Source organism: Micromonospora sp. C28SCA-DRY-2 (assembly GCF_030519475.1).
Taxonomy (GTDB): Bacteria; Actinomycetota; Actinomycetes; order Mycobacteriales; family Micromonosporaceae; genus Micromonospora.
Window position 1 is genome coordinate 108,973 of the sequence record NZ_JAUMKD010000004.1, and the last position, 15,683, is coordinate 124,655.

Consider the following 15,683-nt stretch of genomic DNA (forward strand, 5'->3'; position numbering starts at 1 on the left):
GCGGCACCCGCTCGTGTGCCGCCGGCTCCCGACCTCAGAGCCGGGCGAGCGCCTTGCGCAGCGGGTCGAGCCCGAGCGAGCCCAGGTCGAGCGCCTGCCGGTGGAACTCCCTGAGGTCGAAGTCGGCACCCTTGCGGGCCTTCGCGTCCTCCCGGGCCTGCAACCAGATCCGCTCGCCCACCTTGTACGAGGGGGCCTGCCCCGGCCAGCCCAGGTACCGGTTCAGCTCGAAGCGCAGGTTCTCGTCCGGCACCCGGCAGTGCGCCCGCATGAACTCCCAGCCCAGCTCCGGCGTCCAGCGCTCGCCGGGGTGGAAGCCGAACGGGTTGTCCCGGGGGATCTCCAGCTCCAGGTGCATGCCGATGTCGACGATCACCCGGGCCGCGCGGAACGCCTGCCCGTCGAGCATGCCGAGCTTGTCGCCCGGGTCCTCCAGGTAGCCCAGTTCGTCCATCAGGCGCTCGGAGTAGAGCGCCCAGCCCTCGCCGTGCCCGGAGACCCAGCAGAGCAGCCGCTGCCACCGGTTGAGCAGCTCGGCCCGGACGGCGGTCTGGGCGACCTGGAGGTGGTGGCCCGGCACGCCCTCGTGGTAGACGGTGGTCACCTCGCGCCAGGTGGAGAAGTCGGTGATGCCCTGCGGCACCGCCCACCACATCCGGCCCGGCCGGGAGAAGTCCTCGCTCGGCCCGGTGTAGTAGATGGCGCCGTCGCTGGTCGGGGCGAGGCAGCACTCGATCCGGCGGACCTGCTCCGGGATGTCGAAGTGGGTGCCGTGCAGCTCGCTGATCGCCTTGTCGGCGAGCGCCTGCATCCAGTCCCGGAACGCCTCCTTGCCCTGGATGGTGCGGGCCGGGTCGGCGTCCAGCGCCCGTACGGCGTCGTCGATGCTCGCGCCGGGGCCGACGATGCGGGCCGCCACGTCGCGCATCTCGGCCTCCAGCCGGGCCAGCTCGGCGAAGCCCCAGGCGTACGTCTCGTCCAGGTCGACCTTGGCGCCGAGGAAGTACTGCGAGGCCAGCTCGTAGCGTTCCCGCCCGGCGGCCTGCTTGTCCCGCCCGTGCGGGGCCAGCTCGGTGCGGAGGAACTGCCCGAACTCGGCGGTCGCCGCGGTGGCCGCCGCCGCGCCCCGGCGCAGCTCGGCGCCGACGCTGCCGTCGGCGCCCAACCGCTCGACCAGGCCGTGGAAGAAGTTGTCGCCGTTCGGGTCGACCCAGGTGTCGCACTGCTTGGCCACCTCGACCAGCTGCACCGTGGAGCTGACCTGCCCGGCGGCGGCCGCCTCGCGCAGGGTGGTCTTGTAGCCCTCCAGCGCCGCGGCGAAGCCGTTCAGCCGGGCCGCGATGTTGGCCTTGGCGTCCTCGCCCTCGGTGGGCATGAGGTCGAAGACCATCCGCACGTCGTGCAGACCGCTGGCGATCACGTTGACCTCGCTGGTCGACTCGCCCGCCTCGTACCGGGCGAGGTCGAGGCCGAGCCGCTCCTGCATGGCCTCCTTGGCGGTCCGCTCCGCCTCGGTGTCCGGCTCGGTGACGTCCAGCTCGGCCAGCGTCCGGCGGGTCAGCTCGGCCCGGGCGGCGTAGCCCTCGGGCGACAGGTCGTCGAGCTTGTCGTCATAGCCGGAGATGCCGACGTAGGTGGCGCCGGTCGGGCTCAGCGGCGCCCAGTCGGCCACGTACCGGTTCGCGAGGTCATCGATTCGTCCCACGGCCTCGACCCTACGTGACCGGACGGTGCCGTTGTCGAGCCTGCTGCCCGTGTTCCCGGGGCGACCGGTCCGCCCGGTGCCGCCGGTTGTCGGCCGGCACGTGGACCGCCGGACGGAGCGCCGTCAGCGGGGTGAATCGGCTGCGACACCAGCCGCACAGCGCCCGGTGTCGACGGCTCGGCCGGCGTCCGTCCCGGCGGCTGTGGTCATCGCCACGACGTCCGAAAGTCGCGGGACTTTGTCGTACCCCTGCGGCAGAGTGTCAGGAGTGACCACGGACTTTGCTCCTGACAGGGCGGCGCTGCGCAGCTGGCTGCCCGGTTTCGTCGCCCTCGCCGCGATCTGGGGGTCCAGCTTCCTGTTCATCAAGGTCGGGGTCGAGGAGCTGCACCCGCTGCACCTCACCCTCTACCGGGTCGCCACCGGCGCGGTGACCCTGCTGGTGGTGCTGGCCGTGCTGCGTGACCGGCTGCCCCGCGAGCCCCGGGTGTGGGCGCACCTCACCGTGGTCGCCGCGTTCGGCGTGGCCATCCCGTTCACCCTGTTCGGCTACGGCGAGCAGCGGGTCGAGTCGATGCTGGCCGGCATCTGGAACGCCACCACCCCGCTGATCGTGCTGCCGCTGGCGGTGCTGGTCTTCCGCACCGAGCGGCTGACCGTACGCCGGGCGGTCGGGCTCGCGCTCGGCTTCGTCGGGGTGCTCGTGGTGCTCGGCGTGTGGCAGGGCGTCGGCGGGGCGCACTTCCTCGGGCAGCTGATGTGCTTCGGCGCGGCGGCCTGCTACGGCGTGGCCATCCCGTACCAGAAGAAGTTCGTGGCCGGTACCGCGCACTCGGGCGTGTCGCTCTCCGCGGCCCAGCTGCTGCTCGCCGTGGCCCAGCTCGCGGTGGTCGCGCCGCTGGCGGCCGGTGCGCCGCCGGTGCCGACCGACCTCTCCGTCGAGGTGGTGGCGAGCGTGCTGGCGCTCGGCGCGCTCGGCACCGGGATCGCCTTCGTCATCAACATGCGCAACATCCGGGTCGCCGGGGCGAGCACCGCCTCGACGGTCACCTACCTGATCCCGGTCTTCGCGGTGCTGATCGGCGCCCTGGTGCTCGGCGAGCGGCTCACCTGGCACCAGCCGGTGGGCGCGCTGGTCGTGCTCCTCGGCGTCGCCGTGTCGCAGGGCCTGGTCGGGCGGCGCCGCCCGACCGTGCCGGTCGGTGTCGGCGCCCCGGCGGCGGTTCCGGCCGCCGAGCCGGCCGCCCGCCGCTGAGGCCGGACCGGCCGGTCAGCGGGCCGGACGGTCGACGGCCCAGGCCACCAGCTCATCCGCCGACCAGGTGTTGACCACGCGGTCGGCGGGCACGCCGCACCGGGCCGCCCGCTCGCAGCCGAACCGCTGCCAGTCCAGCTGACCCGGGGCGTGCGCGTCGGTGTTGACGGCGAACACGCAACCGGCCTCCAGGGCGCGGCGGATCAGCCGCTTCGGCGGGTCCTGCCGCTCCGGCCGGGAGTTGATCTCGACCGCGACGCCGTGCTCGGCGCAGGCCGCGAAGACCGCGTCGGCGTCGAAGTCGCTCTCCTTGCGGGTCCGCGCCCGGTGCCCGCGGTCGCCCGGCCCGGTCACCCCGGCCGGGCGGGAGGAGACCATCCGGCCGGTGCAGTGGCCGAGGATGTCCAGGTGCGGGTTGGCGATGGCGGTGAGCATCCGCCGGGTCATCTTCGACCGCTCGTCGTTCAGGCCGCTGTGCACCGAACCGACCACCACGTCGAGCCGGGCCAGCAGCTCCTCGTCCTGGTCGAGGGAACCGTCGGCGAGGATGTCCACCTCGATGCCGGTGAGGATCCGGAAGCCCTCCGGCAGCGCCGCGTTCACCTGCTCGACGTGGTCGAGCTGGCGGCGCAGCCGGTCCGCGGTCAGCCCCCGGGCGACCTTCAGCCGGGGCGAGTGGTCGGTCAGCACCAGGTACTCGTGGCCCAGTTCGACGGCCGCCAGCGCCATCTCCTCGATCGGCGAGCCGCCGTCGGACCAGTCGGAGTGGGTGTGGCAGTCGCCGCGCAGCGCGGTGCGCAGGTCCGTCGCCGCCGCGTCCAGGTCGCTGCCCTCGGTGGCGACCAGCCGGCGCAGGTAGACCGGCTCCTCGCCGGCGAGTGACTCGGCCACGCAGCGGGCGGTCACGTCACCCACGCCGGCCAGCTCGGTGAGCTTGCCCGTCCGGGCCCGCTCGGCCACCTCGGCGGCGGGCAGCGCGGCGAGCGCCTTGGCGGCCGAGCGGAAGGCGCGCACCCGGTAGGTGGCCTCGTTCGCCCGTTCCAGCAGGAACGCGATCCGGCGCAGGTCGGCGATGGGGTCCCGGGCGCTCATTCTGTGCAACCTACCCGCGCGCCGCCGGTCGCGGGACGACCGGCGGCGCGGCGGGTGGGATCAGGAGTACGGCAGCCGGACGACCGACCGGTCGCCGATGCCCAGCGTGCTCGGGTGGGTGCCGATCGCCGACCAGACCTCGACCCGTACCCGGCCGTCGACCAGGTTGCCGAGCGTGCCGGTGGCGGAGTGCAGGCCAACCTGCTGGGTGTAGCGCTCGTAGCCGGGGACCGGGTCGGTGGCGAAGTAGCGGTACGTCTCCACCCGTTCCCAGCCACCGTCGCCGGTCAGGTCGTAGGAGACCCGTAGCTGCACCCCGTTGCCGACCGCCGTGCCCGCGTCGAGGAACAGGTCGAAGGCGGTCTGCCCGCTGGCGTAGGTCAGGTCGAGGCCGGTGGCGGTGAACACCTGCGGGTTGCTCGGCGTGCCGTCGTGGTTGGCGCCGTTGGCGCTGGCCACCGTGGCGGTCGCCGCGGCGCCGGCCGCCGCCAGGCCACCGCCGGGGAGCAGGTACCGGACGGGTGAGTCCGGCGTGCCGGGCGGAGGAGTCGTCGGCGGCGGCGTGGTCGGCGGCGGGCTGGTCGGCGGTACGCCACCGTTGGCGCTGCCGCCGCTCCAGGTGTGCGCGCCGGTGGTGGCCGTCCGGCCGGCCGGCACGACCAGCGTGGTGCCGGTGGAGAACGTCACGGTCAGCGGCGACGCGCTCGGGTTGGCCGCCACGTACGTCCGCGCCCCGTTGCGGGTGAAGACGGCGGCCAGCGGGTGGTTCGCCCGGACGGAGGTGTCCACCGTGCCGAGCGCGGCCAGGTTGCGGATCCAGTGGAAGGTGTGCGCCCGGCTCTCCCCCTCCTCCGGGGGGTAACCCGGGTTGGCCCGCAGGTTGGCCAGCGCGGCGTCGCCGTCGCCGAGCGCCTGGAACTGCCAGAGGATGTCCTGCCACACCGTCGGCGGCCCGTTGTTGTTGCGCACCAGCTCGGCGTAGTTGGCCCGGACGTAGGCCGGGTGGTGGCCGAGGTAGAGGTGCCCGCCGGTGACCGGCAGCAGGTTGATGCCCTGGATCATCTCCGGCTCGGCGCTGAACCAGGTGGCGTACGCGCCGCCGTCGCCCCAGACCATGCCCACCGTCGAGTGCCCGAAGGCGGCCGGGAAGTTCTGGTCGCTGACGTCGAACCAGTACTCCTGGATCGCCGCGGCCTGGGTGGTCCAGAGGAAGACGCCGGCGTCCCGCACCGCGGTGTCACCGGTGACCTGACCCCACTGGATCAGCGCGTTGGCGAAGTTCATCCCCTCCGACGACGACTCCTGGTTGTTGCCCGCGCCGAACGAGCCGTGCCCGGAGGCCCAGTCGTGGCCGGCGTAGATGTCGAAGTCCCGCAGGTAGGGGAAGCGGGTGTCGGCCCGGTCGTAGTTGTCGGCGTCCCGGATGAGCAGGTCGACCATGCCGCCGTACTGGTCGTCGGCGGCCCACCGGGGGTCGAACTTGGCCAGCGTGGCGGCCGCCGCGATGAAGTAGCCGTAGTGGAAGTGGTGGTCGTTGAGCTCCTGGTCGGAGCCGTACGAGGCGGGGTAGCCGATCAGCGTGCCCCAGTTCCGGTCGTAGTAGAAGACCCGCGCGGTCTTGCCGGCGGGCGCGGTGAACCAGTCGGTGAGCGTGCTCCGGATGGCGTTGAGCGCGGCGTCCCGGGTGGCGGTGTCGCCGACCAGGTCGGCGACCTCGGCGATCCGGGCGGCCCGGCCCAGCCCCTTGCCGGTCCAGTAGGTGTCGCCACCGCGCTGGTCCATCGGGTTGCCCCGGACGGCGGCCAGGTGGCCGCGCAGCGTCTCCAGGTCGGCGCCGCTGCCGTCGCCGACGGCCGGCAGTTCCGGCAGCACCCCGTGGAAGGTCATCGCGGTGCGGAACTCGCCGACGCCGGTCAGCACCTTCATCCGGCCCCGGGCCGACGGGTAGCTCTGGGCGATCGGGGTGGAGCCGGTCAGCGACTTCCACTGGTGCGGGTAGAGGCTCACCACCGTCCGGGTGGCGGTGCCCTCCCGGGGCGCGGTGGTGAACGCGTACGTGGTGGTGACCGTGCTGGTCGCCGGGGTGTAGGCGTACGACAGGCGGGTGCCGGTGACGTGGGCGTGCGCGTACCCGCCGAAGGTGGCGGCGAGCGCGGAGCGCTCCGCCGCGGCGGTCTGCGGGGTGGTGGGCAGCAGGGCCACCGAGAAGTAGCCGCGCCCGGCCAGGGTGGACGAGATCCGGCCGCCGCTGACCGTCCAGCTCGCGCCGGTCGGGGCGTAGCCGACATAGTCGTGCCCGTTGACGGTGAACCCGATGGTCGCACCGCTGTTGGACCAGACAGTCGGGGTGCCGGTCGTGCTGATCACCGCGTCGCCGCCGCTGGCCTGGAAGTAGGCGAACGGCAGGCCGTGCCCGATGGTGGCCCGCACGCTCCGGGCGCCGTCGCTCCAGTACGGGGTGACCGTCCAGTCGGACCAGTTGGCGACCCGGACCACCGGCGCGGCGAGCCCGGCCACCCCGACCCGGATGTCCTGCACGTAGGGGTAGTGGAACTCGCCCACGCCGGTGGCGGTGCCGCTGATGGCGGGGGTGGAGTTGGCCGAGAAGCCGAGCCCGTCGGTGAACGTGTCGTACGACAGCGGGTGGGCGTGCAGCGGCTCGCTGAACGCGCAGTCGGTGCGCTTGAACAGCAGCGACGACCACCAGTCGTTGGTGGGGACGGCCCCGGCGGGCGCGTCGGCGGTGACGAACTGCCGGGGGTTGGTGGCGAGCTGGCCGCAGCCGGCGGGCAGCGGGCCGACCGGGGTGGTGGTGTAGCTGCCGGCGCCGACGGTGGCGGCCTCGGCGGAGCCGGTGGCGACGACGGCCAGGCCGCCGACGACGAGGGCCAGGGCGGTGGTGGCCGCCAACGCCCAGGGACGGTGTGGCGCAGGAGGTGTCACGGTGCCTCCCATCGCGCCGCGCCGGTGGCCCGGGCCGCGGCGCTGAGTCGGAATTGTGAAGAAAGGTAATTGGGAGAGCGCTCTCTTGACGCGGGACGTTAACCGAACGGCAAGACTTGCGTCAATGTTTCCGACCGATGGCGCACGGATGCCGCCAATCCGGCGGGTGCCCGATCGCCGGTCGCCGACCAGCGAGGGCGCCCGGCAGCCGGCGAGGGGCGCCCGGCAGCCGGCAAGGGCCGCCGGCCAGCCGGTGAGGGCGGTTGCGGCGGCGAGGCGGTCGCGGCCAGCGAGGGCGGTCGGCGGCCCGGGGGTCAGCGGCCGGCGGGCGCCTTCGGGCAGCCGTGCTTGCGGTGCCAGGCGGCCACCTCGGCGGCCGGTTCCCGGTTGCCGCCGCGCCGCCACGAGTCGAGGTAGCGGGCCGGCCAGACCACGCCCCGGCGGATCCACCAGCCGTCCCGGCCGGTGCACGGCGGCGAGATGCCGAAGTGCAGGTGGCAGACGTTGTTCGCGTTGCCGGTGCGGCCCACCTCGCCGAGGCGCTGGCCGGCGCGGACCCGCACCCCCGGGTCGATGCCGCCGGCCACCACGCTCAGGTGCGAGCCGTAGTAGCGCACCCCGTCGTCGCCGAGCAGCGACACCGACAGCCCGCCGTTGTACGGCCCGAGTGGCCCCCGCCTGTCGAACCGGTCCACCCGGCTGACCTCCAGGATCGTGCCGTCGGTGACCGCCACGACCGGCTCGCCGCAGTCGGCGAAGATGTCCGTCCCCGGGTAACCGGAGTGGGTGGGGTGGTAGGCGACGTTCTTCGCCCGTACCGGGAAGACGTGCCGCAGCCCGGCGCGGGTCGGCGCGGTCGACGGCCCGGCAGTGGTCGGCGCCGCGCTGGCCGACGGCGCCGCCGGCTGCCCGGCGGTGGCCCAGCTGGCACCGGGGGTGGGCGGGCTGCCACCGGGCACCGGACGGCTGGTCGCGCAGCCGGCGGCCAGCGCCGGCGCGAGCAGCAGCAGGACCGCGTACGCCCGGCGGCGCCCGATCGTCGACGAGGACATCCGGTCATCCTGGCAGAGTGGGTACGGTGAGGACGAACCGTCGCCGGGGAGGTACGTCGTGACGACTCCACCCGCCTACCCGCCCGGCCCGGACGCCGGGCACCGCGCGCTGGCGCGTACCCCGTCGGGGCTCTTCCCGGCCGGGCCGCCGTCCCGGCCCACCTACCGCGAACCGCACCCGGTCACCGGCGCGGGCGTCGCCGCCGGCGGCGCCGTGGCGGCCGCCTGGCTGCTGCTGTTCGGGCTGCTCGGCACGAGCGTCGGCAGCTACGCCTGGTGGACCCTGGTGGCCGGCGGGCTGGCCTGGCTGACCGCACTGGCCCTGCTGCGGTTCGGCGACCGGGGGGTGGCCACCGGCATCGCGATCGTCACCGCCGGCGGGTGGAGCATCGCCGCCGCGATCGTGGCGGTGCGCTGGGCGACCACCGGTGACTGGCCGCTGTGGTGACCGCCCGGCCGGCTGCGCTGCGTCGTGGACCGGCTGCGCAGCGAATCCCGGCTTGACGTGGCCGCCGTCACTGGAGCACGCTCGGCGTTATGGCCTGGACCACTCCGCGGCTCGATCCTGAGCGAAGCCGCCGTCGCCTCCAGCTGCTCGCCGAGTTGGCGGGCGCCCGGGCGGTACGCCAGCGCGAGCGGCCGCAGCGGGCCCGCACCGAACAGCTCCGCCAGCTGATCGCCACCCGCCGTCGCGTCGCCGGCTGACCTGCCGACGCCGAGTTTCCGAGGATTGGCCGGCCCGTCGGGGCGTTGACCGGTCGCCCGCCGACCCGACCGGCTAACGTGCACGCGTAACGAGTCGGCGTGCTGTGCCGAGGCAACTTGGGGGGACCGTTGTCGTACTTCGCTGCGGCCGTGGTGCGAGACGAGAGTGGCTGGACGGCCGAAGAGGTGAGCCTGCGCGGGGTCACCGACGTCGAGGAGGTCGCCGACCGGCTGCGCGACGTGGACCCCGACGCGGACCTGTCGCTGCTCTTCGTCGAGGCGGACGACACCTACCTGGTGATCCTGCGCCTGGACGAGGGGGAGGACCTGCGGGTCTTCGGCTCCGACTCGGCCTACGCCGAGGAGTCGCGGCTGGGCGCGCTGCTGGTGGGGGACCTGAAGGCGTCGGTCACCGGGCTGGACGAGCCCGAGGAGGCGCGCCCCGCCGGCGGCGACGACGAGACCGAACAGCCCGCCGTCGACCCGGAGGCCGACCCGGTGGGCGACGCCGACCTCCTCGCCGACCTGGGCATCTCCGCGCAGAAGCTGCTCGCGCTCTGCGCGCACGAGGGCATGATGCCGGCCGACGTCACCGCCGAGGTGTGCCAGGTGCTGGGCTGCGCCGACGAGGTCGAGGAACTGCGTGAGGTCTGATCCGTCCGGGCCGTGGCCGGTGCCGGCGGGCGGCGGGGAGCCGATCCTGCCGCACGGCGGCGAGCCGTCCGACGCCACCGACCCGGCCCTGGAGACCGTACGGCCGGGGCAGCCGACGCCCGGTCGCACCGGGCGGGTCGGGCCGGGCGCGGACGAGGGGCTGGCCGATCCGGACGGGGCCGGCCGGCGGCAGCGGCACGAGGTGTGGATGCGCCGGGCCCTGGAGGTGGCGGTCACCGGCCCCGACTCGACCGGCGACGGCGACGCCGACGACATCCCGGTCGGCGCGGTGCTCTACGGGCCGGACGGCACCGAGCTGGCGATCGGCCGCAACGAGCGGGAGCTGACCGGCGACCCGACCGGGCACGCCGAGGTGCTGGCGCTGCGCCGGGCCGCACAGCGGTTGGGCCGCTGGCGGCTCGACGGCTGCACCCTGGTGGTCACCCTGGAACCCTGCACCATGTGCGCGGGCGCGCTGGTGCTGGCCCGGGTCGGCACCGTCGTCTTTGGGGCCTGGGAGCCGAAGACCGGCGCGGCCGGTTCGCTCTGGGACGTGCTGCGCGACCGCCGGCTCAACCACCGGCCGGAGGTCTACGGCGGGGTCCTGGAGACCGAGAGCGCCGCGCTGCTGCGCGCCTTCTTCCGCTGAGCGCCGGCCGGCCGGCGAGCGTCAGGCGGCCGGCGAGGATCGGGCGGCCGGCGAGGATCGGGCGGCCGGCGAGCGTCAGGTGGCCGGCAGCTCGACCGTGACGTCCAGGCCGCCGCCGTCGCGGGGCCGGGCGGTCACCGTGCCGCCGTGCGCCCGGGCCACCGCCCGGACGATCGACAGCCCCAGCCCGAACCCGCGCCCGCTGCCCACCCGCTCCCCGGAGAGCCGGCGGAACGGCTCGAAGATGGTCTCCACGTCGTAGCCCGGCACCAGCGGACCGGTGTTGCTGACGGTCAGCGTCGCCCGGCCGTCCCGTACGCCGGTGCCGACCCCGATCCAGCCGCCGGCCGGCACGTTGTGCCGCACCGCGTTCTCCACCAGGTTGGTGGTGAGCCGTTCCAGCAGCACCGGGTCGCCGAGCACCGGCGCCGGCGCCAGCTCCCGGGCCACCGCCGGCCCGTCGCCCTCCTTGACGGTCAGGTCGACCACGTGGTCGACCACGTCGGCCAGGTCCACCCGGGAGCGGGCGGTCAGTTCGTTCTCCGAGTCGGCCAGGGTGAGCAGCCCGTCGATCAGCCGCTCGTGCCGCTCGTTCACCGCGAGCAGCGACTCCCCCAGCCGGCGGACGTCCTCGGACGCGCCCGGCCGGGTGACGGCCAGCTCGATCAGCGAGCGGTTCAGCGCCAGCGGGGTGCGCAGCTCGTGGGAGGCGTTCGCGACGAACCGGCGCTGCCCGTCGAACGAGCGGTCCAGCCGTTCCACCATCTCGTCGAAGGTGTCCGCCAGCTCCCGCACCTCGTCCCGGGGCCCGGAGAGCGAGAGGCGTTCGTGCAGCCCCCGCCCGGCCACGTCGGCGCCGGCGATCCGCCGGGCCGTCCCGGTGATCTGGTGCAGCGGTTGCAGTGCCCGCCCGGCCACCAGCCAGCCGAACGCGATGGCCACCACGGAGACCAGCACCAGGGCGATCCCGCCCTGGGTGAGCAGCGAGTAGAGCGTCTGGTCGCGGGCGTCGTCCTGGGCCTTGTTGACCAGCAGCCGCAGCTGTTCGGCCTGCACGCCGTTGAGCTTGGTCTCCGTCGCCTGGACCACCGGCTTGACGTCGCGCAGCGCCACCCCGAACGGCTGGGCCGTGCGCTGCTCCACCAGCACGTAGGTGACCGCGAGCAGGACCAGCCCGGCCACCAGGAAGAGGCCGCCGTAGATCAGGGTCAGCCGGGCGCGGAGGGAGAGGCGCTTCACGGTATCCGGTATCCCACACCGGGCACTGTCTCGACCACCGGCGGTTCGCCCAGCTTGCGGCGCAGCTTCATGACGGTGACCCGGACCACGTTGGTGAACGGGTCGATGTGCTCGTCCCAGGCCCGTTCCAGCAGTTCCTCGGCGGAGACCACCGCGCCCTCGGCCCGCAGCAGCTCGACCAGCACGGCGAACTCCTTGCGGGACAGCGGCACGTACCGGCCGTCCCGGTGCACCTCCCGGCGGCCCGGGTCGAGCACGATGCCGGCCCGGGCCAGCGTGGGCGGCGCGGCGCGGCGGGCCCGCCGGCTCAGCGCGTGCACCCGGGCGGAGAGTTCGACCAGGGCGAACGGCTTGGTCAGGTAGTCGTCGGCGCCGAGCGCCAGGCCGGCCACCCGCTCCCGTACGGCCGCCGCCGCGGTGAGCATCAGCACCCGGGTCTCGCCGCCGCTGTCCACGATCGCCCGGCACACCTCGTCGCCGTGCACCACCGGCAGGTCCCGGTCGAGGACGACCACGTCGTAGTCGTTGACGCCGAGGCGTTCCAGCGCCGCGTCGCCGTCGTACGCGACGTCCACCGCGAACGCCTCCCGGCGCAGCCACTCGGCGATGCTCTCCGCCAGCAGGCTCTCGTCCTCCACCACCAGCACCCTCACCCGCCAATGGTGCCCCGCCCCGGATAACGCCGGCGTTAACGCCGACGGTTACGCCCGGGATACGCCCCTTGGCGTCGACTGACCGGGACGCCCGGCGACCGCCGGGCGGATCGGGGGATGCCCGGCGGTCGCCGTCGGGCCGGAGAGGAAGCGTGTCATGCGACGAGGACTACTCGCGGTGCCGCTGCTGCTCGCCCTGGCCGTCGCCGGTTGCGGCGGGTCGGGCGAGGAGCCGGCGGTGGCCACGGCGGGCGGTGGCGGCGGGGCGTCACCCGTGCCCGCCTCCGCCGCCGCCCAGCTGAGCGACGAGGAACGGCAGCTGAAGTTCACCGAGTGCATGCGGGAGAACGGGATCGACGTGCCGGACCCGGAGCCCGGCGGCGGCCGGCTGTTCCGGTTCGACGGGAAGACCGACCCGGCCAAGGTGCAGGCGGCCATGGAGAAGTGCCGCCAGCACCTGCCCAACGGCGGCGAGAAGCGCAAGCTCGACCCCGAGCAGGTGGAGCGGCTGCGGAAGTTCGCCGCCTGCATGCGGGAGAACGGCGTGCCCGAGTTCCCGGACCCGTCCGCGGAGGGCGGCATCCAGCTCCGGCTCGACGTGGTGAACGTCAAGGACCCGAAGGTGAAGGCCGCGATGGAGAAGTGCCGGGAGTACGCGCCGAAGATCGCGGGAGCCGCGCGGTGAGCGTTCGCCGGCTCCGGGTCCGGACGGTCGCGCTGGCCGCCGCCGTCGTGGTCGCGGCGGGTGCCGGGGTCGCCGCGGCGGTCGGCTTCGGCGGGACCGACCGGAGCACCGCCGCCGCCGACACCGCCCCGCCGGCCACCGCCATCGTCACCCGGCAGACGCTGACCGACGCCGAGACCGTCGACGGTGAGCTGGGCTACGGCACCACCCGCACCGCCACCGCCCGGCTGGCCGGGACGATCACCGCCCTGCCGGACACCGGTACGACGGTGAAGCGGGGCGGGCGGCTCTACGCCGTGGACAACGATCCCGTGGTGCTGCTGCACGGGTCGCTGCCCGCGTACCGGGTGCTCCAACCCGGGGTGGAGGGGGCCGACGTCAAGCAGTTCGAGCGGAACCTGCGGGCGCTCGGCTACGACGGCTTCACGGTCGACGACGAGTACACCGGCAGCACCGCCGACGCGGTCCGTCAGTGGCAGGACGACCTGGGGCTGGCCGAGACCGGGCGGGTCGAGCCGGGCCGGATCGTCTACGCCCCCGGCGCGGTGCGGGTGGAGAGCCACCAGGCGGCGACCGGGGACGCGGCGCAGCCGGGCCAGGCGGTGCTCACGTACACCGGCACCAGTCGGCTGGTCACCGTCGAGCTGGACGTGGACGACCAGCGGCTGGCCAAGAAGGGCGGCGCGGTCGAGGTGAGCCTGCCCGACGGCGCGCCGGTCGCCGGGAAGGTCGAGACGGTGCAGACGGTGATCGACGCCGGCAGCGGCGGCGCGCCCGGACAGTCCGCGGAGGCGGAGACGAAGATCGAGGTCACCGTGTCGGTGACCGACCCGGCGAAGCTGGCCGGGTACGACCAGGCCTCGGTGGAGGTCACCTTCACCGCCGCCGAACGCCCCGACGTGCTCACCGTGCCGGTGGCGGCGCTGCTGGCGCTCGCCGAGGGCGGCTACGGCATCGAGGTGGTCGACGCCGGCCGGAGCCGGATCGTCGCGGTCACCACCGGGCTCTTCGCCGCCGGCCGGGTCGAGATCAGCGGCCCGGACGTGGCCGAGGGGATGACCGTGGGGATGCCCGCATGACCGCCGACGCCGTGGTGCTGGACGGGGTGAGCCGGACCTATCCGGGCGGGGTCACCGCGCTGCGCGAGGTGTCGCTGCGGATCCGCCACGGCGAGCTGCTGGCGATCGTCGGGCCGTCCGGGTCGGGCAAGTCCACCATGCTGCACCTGATCGGCACGCTGGACCGCCCCTCCGCCGGCCGGGTCCGGATCGACGGGTACGACGTGGCGGCCCTGCCGGACCGCCAGCTGGCCGCCCTGCGGGCCCGCCGGATCGGCTTCGTCTTCCAGCAGTTCCACCTCGCCGCCGGCACACCCGTGCTGGACAACGTGGCGGACGGGCTGCTCTACGCCGGCGTATCCCGGTCGGAGCGGCGGCGGCGCGCCGAGGCGGCGCTCGACCGGGTCGGGCTCGGCCACCGGCTGACCCACCGCCCGCACCAGCTCTCCGGCGGCGAGCGGCAGCGGGTCGCGGTGGCCCGCGCGGTGGTCGGGGAACCGGCGGTGCTGCTCGCCGACGAGCCGACCGGCAACCTCGACTCGGTGGCCGGCGCCGGGGTGCTGGCGCTGCTGCGCGACCTGCACGCGGCGGGCACCACGGTCGTGGTGATCACCCATGACCGGGAGATCGCCGACGGGCTGCCCCGGCAGGTGCGGATGCGGGACGGCCAGGTGGTGGCCGACTCGGCGGCGCCGCTACCCGAGGGGGTGCGCTGATGGCGGTGGACACCCGGCGCGACCGGCGTGGGCTGACCGTGGTGGAGGACCGGCCGCGACTGGCGCCGGCCCGGCTGCGGCCGGCCGACGTGCTGCGGGTCGGCGGGGTCGGGCTGCGTACCCGGCCGCTGCGCGCGTTCCTCTCCGCGCTGGGCATCGCGATCGGCATCGCGGCGATGGTGGCGGTGGTCGGCATCTCGTCGTCGTCCCGCGCCGACCTGGCCCGCACGCTGGACCGGCTCGGCACCAACCTGCTCACCGTGGCCCCGGGCAGCACGCTCTTCGGCGACCAGGCCCGGCTGCCGGTGGAGTCGGTCGCCATGATCGGCCGGATCGGGCCGGTGACCGGGGTGGCCGCCACCGGGCAGGTGCCGGACGCCCCGGTCTACCGCTCGGACCGCATCCCGGCCGGCGAGACGGGCGGGATCGCCACCCGGGCCGCCCAGCTCGGGCTGCTCGACACCGTCGGCGCGACGGTACGCAGCGGTACCTGGCTGAACCAGGCGACCGAGCGGTACCCGGCCGTGGTGCTCGGCGACGCCGCGGCCCGCCGGCTGGGCCTCGGGGCGGCCGGCCCGGACGTGCAGGTGCACCTGGGCGGGCGCTGGTTCACAGTGGTCGGCATCCTGGCGCCGGCCCCGCTCGCCCCCGAGCTGGACGGCTCGGCGCTGGTCGGCTGGCCGGCCGCCGAGGCGTACCTGGGCTTCGACGGGCACCCGACCACCGTCTACACCCGGTCCCGGGAGGCGTCGGTGGAGGCGGTCCGGTCGGTGCTCGGCGCGACCGCGAACCCGGAGGCGCCGAACGAGGTGGAGGTGTCCCGGCCGTCCGACGCGCTGGCCGCCGCGGCGGCCACCGACGAGGCGTTCACCGGGCTGCTGCTCGGTCTCGGCGCGGTGGCGCTGCTGGTCGGCGGCGTCGGGGTGGCGAACACCATGGTCATCTCGGTGCTGGAACGGCGGGCCGAGATCGGGCTGCGCCGCTCGCTGGGCGCCACCCGGGGGCAGGTCCGCACCCAGTTCCTGGCCGAGTCGCTGCTGCTCTCCGCGCTCGGCGGGGCGGGCGGGGTGCTGCTCGGCATCCTGGTCACCGCCGGGTACGCGCTTTCCCAGGGGTGGCCGACGGTGGTGCCGGCCTGGGCGATGGTCGGCGGCGTGGCGGCGACCCTGGTGATCGGCGGCTGCGCCGGGCTCTACCCGGCCGTTCGGGCCGCGCGGCTCGCCCCCACCGAGGCCCTGGCCTGACCGTCCTCCCGGCTGCCGGGCGGTGCCCGCTCT

15 protein-coding genes are annotated in these 15,683 nt (G+C 74.8%); 9 read left to right on the top strand and 6 right to left on the bottom strand.

Annotated features, from left to right (window positions below; genetic code table 11):
* Positions 1 to 34: 34 nt before the first annotated feature.
* Positions 35 to 1,705 (bottom strand): DUF885 domain-containing protein, encoded by a 1,671-nt coding sequence (locus Q3W71_RS18095; RefSeq protein ID WP_302920527.1) that lies wholly within the window; start codon positions 1,703 to 1,705, stop codon positions 35 to 37.
* A gap of 268 nt (positions 1,706 to 1,973) precedes the next feature.
* Here Q3W71_RS18095 and Q3W71_RS18100 point away from each other — a divergent pair, with 268 nt between their 5' ends.
* Positions 1,974 to 2,960, top strand: coding sequence for a DMT family transporter (locus tag Q3W71_RS18100; protein ID WP_302920528.1), 987 nt, complete (start codon positions 1,974 to 1,976; stop codon positions 2,958 to 2,960).
* 15 nt (positions 2,961 to 2,975) lie between these two features.
* On the opposite strand, the gene Q3W71_RS18105 is transcribed toward Q3W71_RS18100, so the two are convergent.
* The 3 genes from Q3W71_RS18105 to Q3W71_RS18115 all read right to left on the bottom strand — a co-directional run bounded on the left by Q3W71_RS18105 (position 2,976) and on the right by Q3W71_RS18115 (position 8,047).
* The gene (locus tag Q3W71_RS18105) at positions 2,976 to 4,052 is read right to left on the bottom strand and encodes a PHP domain-containing protein (protein WP_302920529.1); all 1,077 of its coding nucleotides are present in this window, start codon (positions 4,050 to 4,052) and stop codon (positions 2,976 to 2,978) included.
* 60 nt (positions 4,053 to 4,112) lie between these two features.
* Positions 4,113 to 7,007, bottom strand: coding sequence for a glycosyl hydrolase (locus Q3W71_RS18110; protein ID WP_302920530.1), 2,895 nt, complete (start codon positions 7,005 to 7,007; stop codon positions 4,113 to 4,115).
* A 302-nt stretch (positions 7,008 to 7,309) separates the two neighbouring features.
* Positions 7,310 to 8,047 carry a M23 family metallopeptidase gene (locus tag Q3W71_RS18115; RefSeq protein ID WP_302920531.1) on the bottom strand — a complete coding sequence of 246 codons (738 nt, stop codon included), beginning with the start codon at positions 8,045 to 8,047 and terminating at the stop codon, positions 7,310 to 7,312.
* A 109-nt stretch (positions 8,048 to 8,156) separates the two neighbouring features.
* Between Q3W71_RS18115 and Q3W71_RS18120 the strand changes: the two genes are divergently transcribed.
* The 4 genes from Q3W71_RS18120 to Q3W71_RS18135 all read left to right on the top strand — a co-directional run bounded on the left by Q3W71_RS18120 (position 8,157) and on the right by Q3W71_RS18135 (position 10,055).
* Positions 8,157 to 8,495 carry a hypothetical protein gene (locus tag Q3W71_RS18120; protein ID WP_302921006.1) on the top strand — a complete coding sequence of 113 codons (339 nt, stop codon included), beginning with the start codon at positions 8,157 to 8,159 and terminating at the stop codon, positions 8,493 to 8,495.
* Between the two features lie 89 nt (positions 8,496 to 8,584).
* Positions 8,585 to 8,752, top strand: coding sequence for a hypothetical protein (locus Q3W71_RS18125; RefSeq protein WP_302920532.1), 168 nt, complete (start codon positions 8,585 to 8,587; stop codon positions 8,750 to 8,752).
* Positions 8,753 to 8,881: 129 nt separating this feature from the next.
* Positions 8,882 to 9,406: a tRNA adenosine deaminase-associated protein gene (locus tag Q3W71_RS18130; protein WP_302920533.1), complete on the top strand. Its 525-nt coding sequence runs from the start codon at positions 8,882 to 8,884 to the stop codon at positions 9,404 to 9,406.
* Positions 9,407 to 9,566: 160 nt separating this feature from the next.
* Positions 9,567 to 10,055, top strand: coding sequence for a nucleoside deaminase (locus Q3W71_RS18135; protein ID WP_368050930.1), 489 nt, complete (start codon positions 9,567 to 9,569; stop codon positions 10,053 to 10,055).
* Positions 10,056 to 10,130: 75 nt separating this feature from the next.
* Here Q3W71_RS18135 and Q3W71_RS18140 read toward each other — a convergent pair whose 3' ends face one another.
* Together Q3W71_RS18140 and Q3W71_RS18145 are read right to left on the bottom strand one after the other, a co-directional pair.
* Positions 10,131 to 11,294: a HAMP domain-containing sensor histidine kinase gene (locus Q3W71_RS18140; RefSeq protein ID WP_302920534.1), complete on the bottom strand. Its 1,164-nt coding sequence runs from the start codon at positions 11,292 to 11,294 to the stop codon at positions 10,131 to 10,133.
* Positions 11,291 to 11,947: a response regulator transcription factor gene (locus Q3W71_RS18145; protein WP_302920535.1), complete on the bottom strand. Its 657-nt coding sequence runs from the start codon at positions 11,945 to 11,947 to the stop codon at positions 11,291 to 11,293. The genes Q3W71_RS18140 and Q3W71_RS18145 overlap by 4 nt, the downstream gene beginning before the upstream one ends.
* A gap of 157 nt (positions 11,948 to 12,104) precedes the next feature.
* On the opposite strand from Q3W71_RS18145, the gene Q3W71_RS18150 reads away from it, so the two are divergent.
* From Q3W71_RS18150 to Q3W71_RS18165, 4 genes are read left to right on the top strand one after another with little or no spacing between them, the layout of a single operon-like run.
* Positions 12,105 to 12,632 carry a hypothetical protein gene (locus tag Q3W71_RS18150; RefSeq protein WP_302920537.1) on the top strand — a complete coding sequence of 176 codons (528 nt, stop codon included), beginning with the start codon at positions 12,105 to 12,107 and terminating at the stop codon, positions 12,630 to 12,632.
* A complete protein-coding gene (locus tag Q3W71_RS18155; RefSeq protein WP_302920538.1) occupies positions 12,629 to 13,711 on the top strand; it encodes an efflux RND transporter periplasmic adaptor subunit in 1,083 nt (360 codons plus the stop codon). The genes Q3W71_RS18150 and Q3W71_RS18155 overlap by 4 nt, the downstream gene beginning before the upstream one ends.
* Complete coding sequence (locus tag Q3W71_RS18160; protein ID WP_302920539.1) at positions 13,708 to 14,406, top strand: ABC transporter ATP-binding protein; 699 nt, start codon at positions 13,708 to 13,710, stop codon at positions 14,404 to 14,406. Before Q3W71_RS18155 ends, Q3W71_RS18160 begins: the two co-directional genes overlap by 4 nt.
* Entirely contained in the window at positions 14,406 to 15,650 is a 1,245-nt protein-coding gene (locus Q3W71_RS18165) for an ABC transporter permease (protein WP_302920540.1), read from the top strand. The genes Q3W71_RS18160 and Q3W71_RS18165 overlap by 1 nt, the downstream gene beginning before the upstream one ends.
* Positions 15,651 to 15,683 lie beyond the last annotated feature (33 nt).

What these genes read in the sequence shown, in the direction of transcription:
- Q3W71_RS18105 (WP_302920529.1), bottom strand. Translation starts at nt 4,052, where the DNA reads ATGAGCGCCCGGGACCCCATCGCCGACCTGCGCCGGATCGCGTTCCTG.
- Q3W71_RS18150 (WP_302920537.1), top strand. Translation starts at nt 12,105, where the DNA reads ATGCGACGAGGACTACTCGCGGTGCCGCTGCTGCTCGCCCTGGCCGTC.
- Q3W71_RS18160 (WP_302920539.1), top strand. Translation starts at nt 13,708, where the DNA reads ATGACCGCCGACGCCGTGGTGCTGGACGGGGTGAGCCGGACCTATCCG.
- Q3W71_RS18110 (WP_302920530.1), bottom strand. Translation starts at nt 7,007, where the DNA reads ATGGGAGGCACCGTGACACCTCCTGCGCCACACCGTCCCTGGGCGTTG.
- Q3W71_RS18165 (WP_302920540.1), top strand. Translation starts at nt 14,406, where the DNA reads ATGGCGGTGGACACCCGGCGCGACCGGCGTGGGCTGACCGTGGTGGAG.
- Q3W71_RS18115 (WP_302920531.1), bottom strand. Translation starts at nt 8,047, where the DNA reads ATGTCCTCGTCGACGATCGGGCGCCGCCGGGCGTACGCGGTCCTGCTG.
- Q3W71_RS18125 (WP_302920532.1), top strand. Translation starts at nt 8,585, where the DNA reads ATGGCCTGGACCACTCCGCGGCTCGATCCTGAGCGAAGCCGCCGTCGC.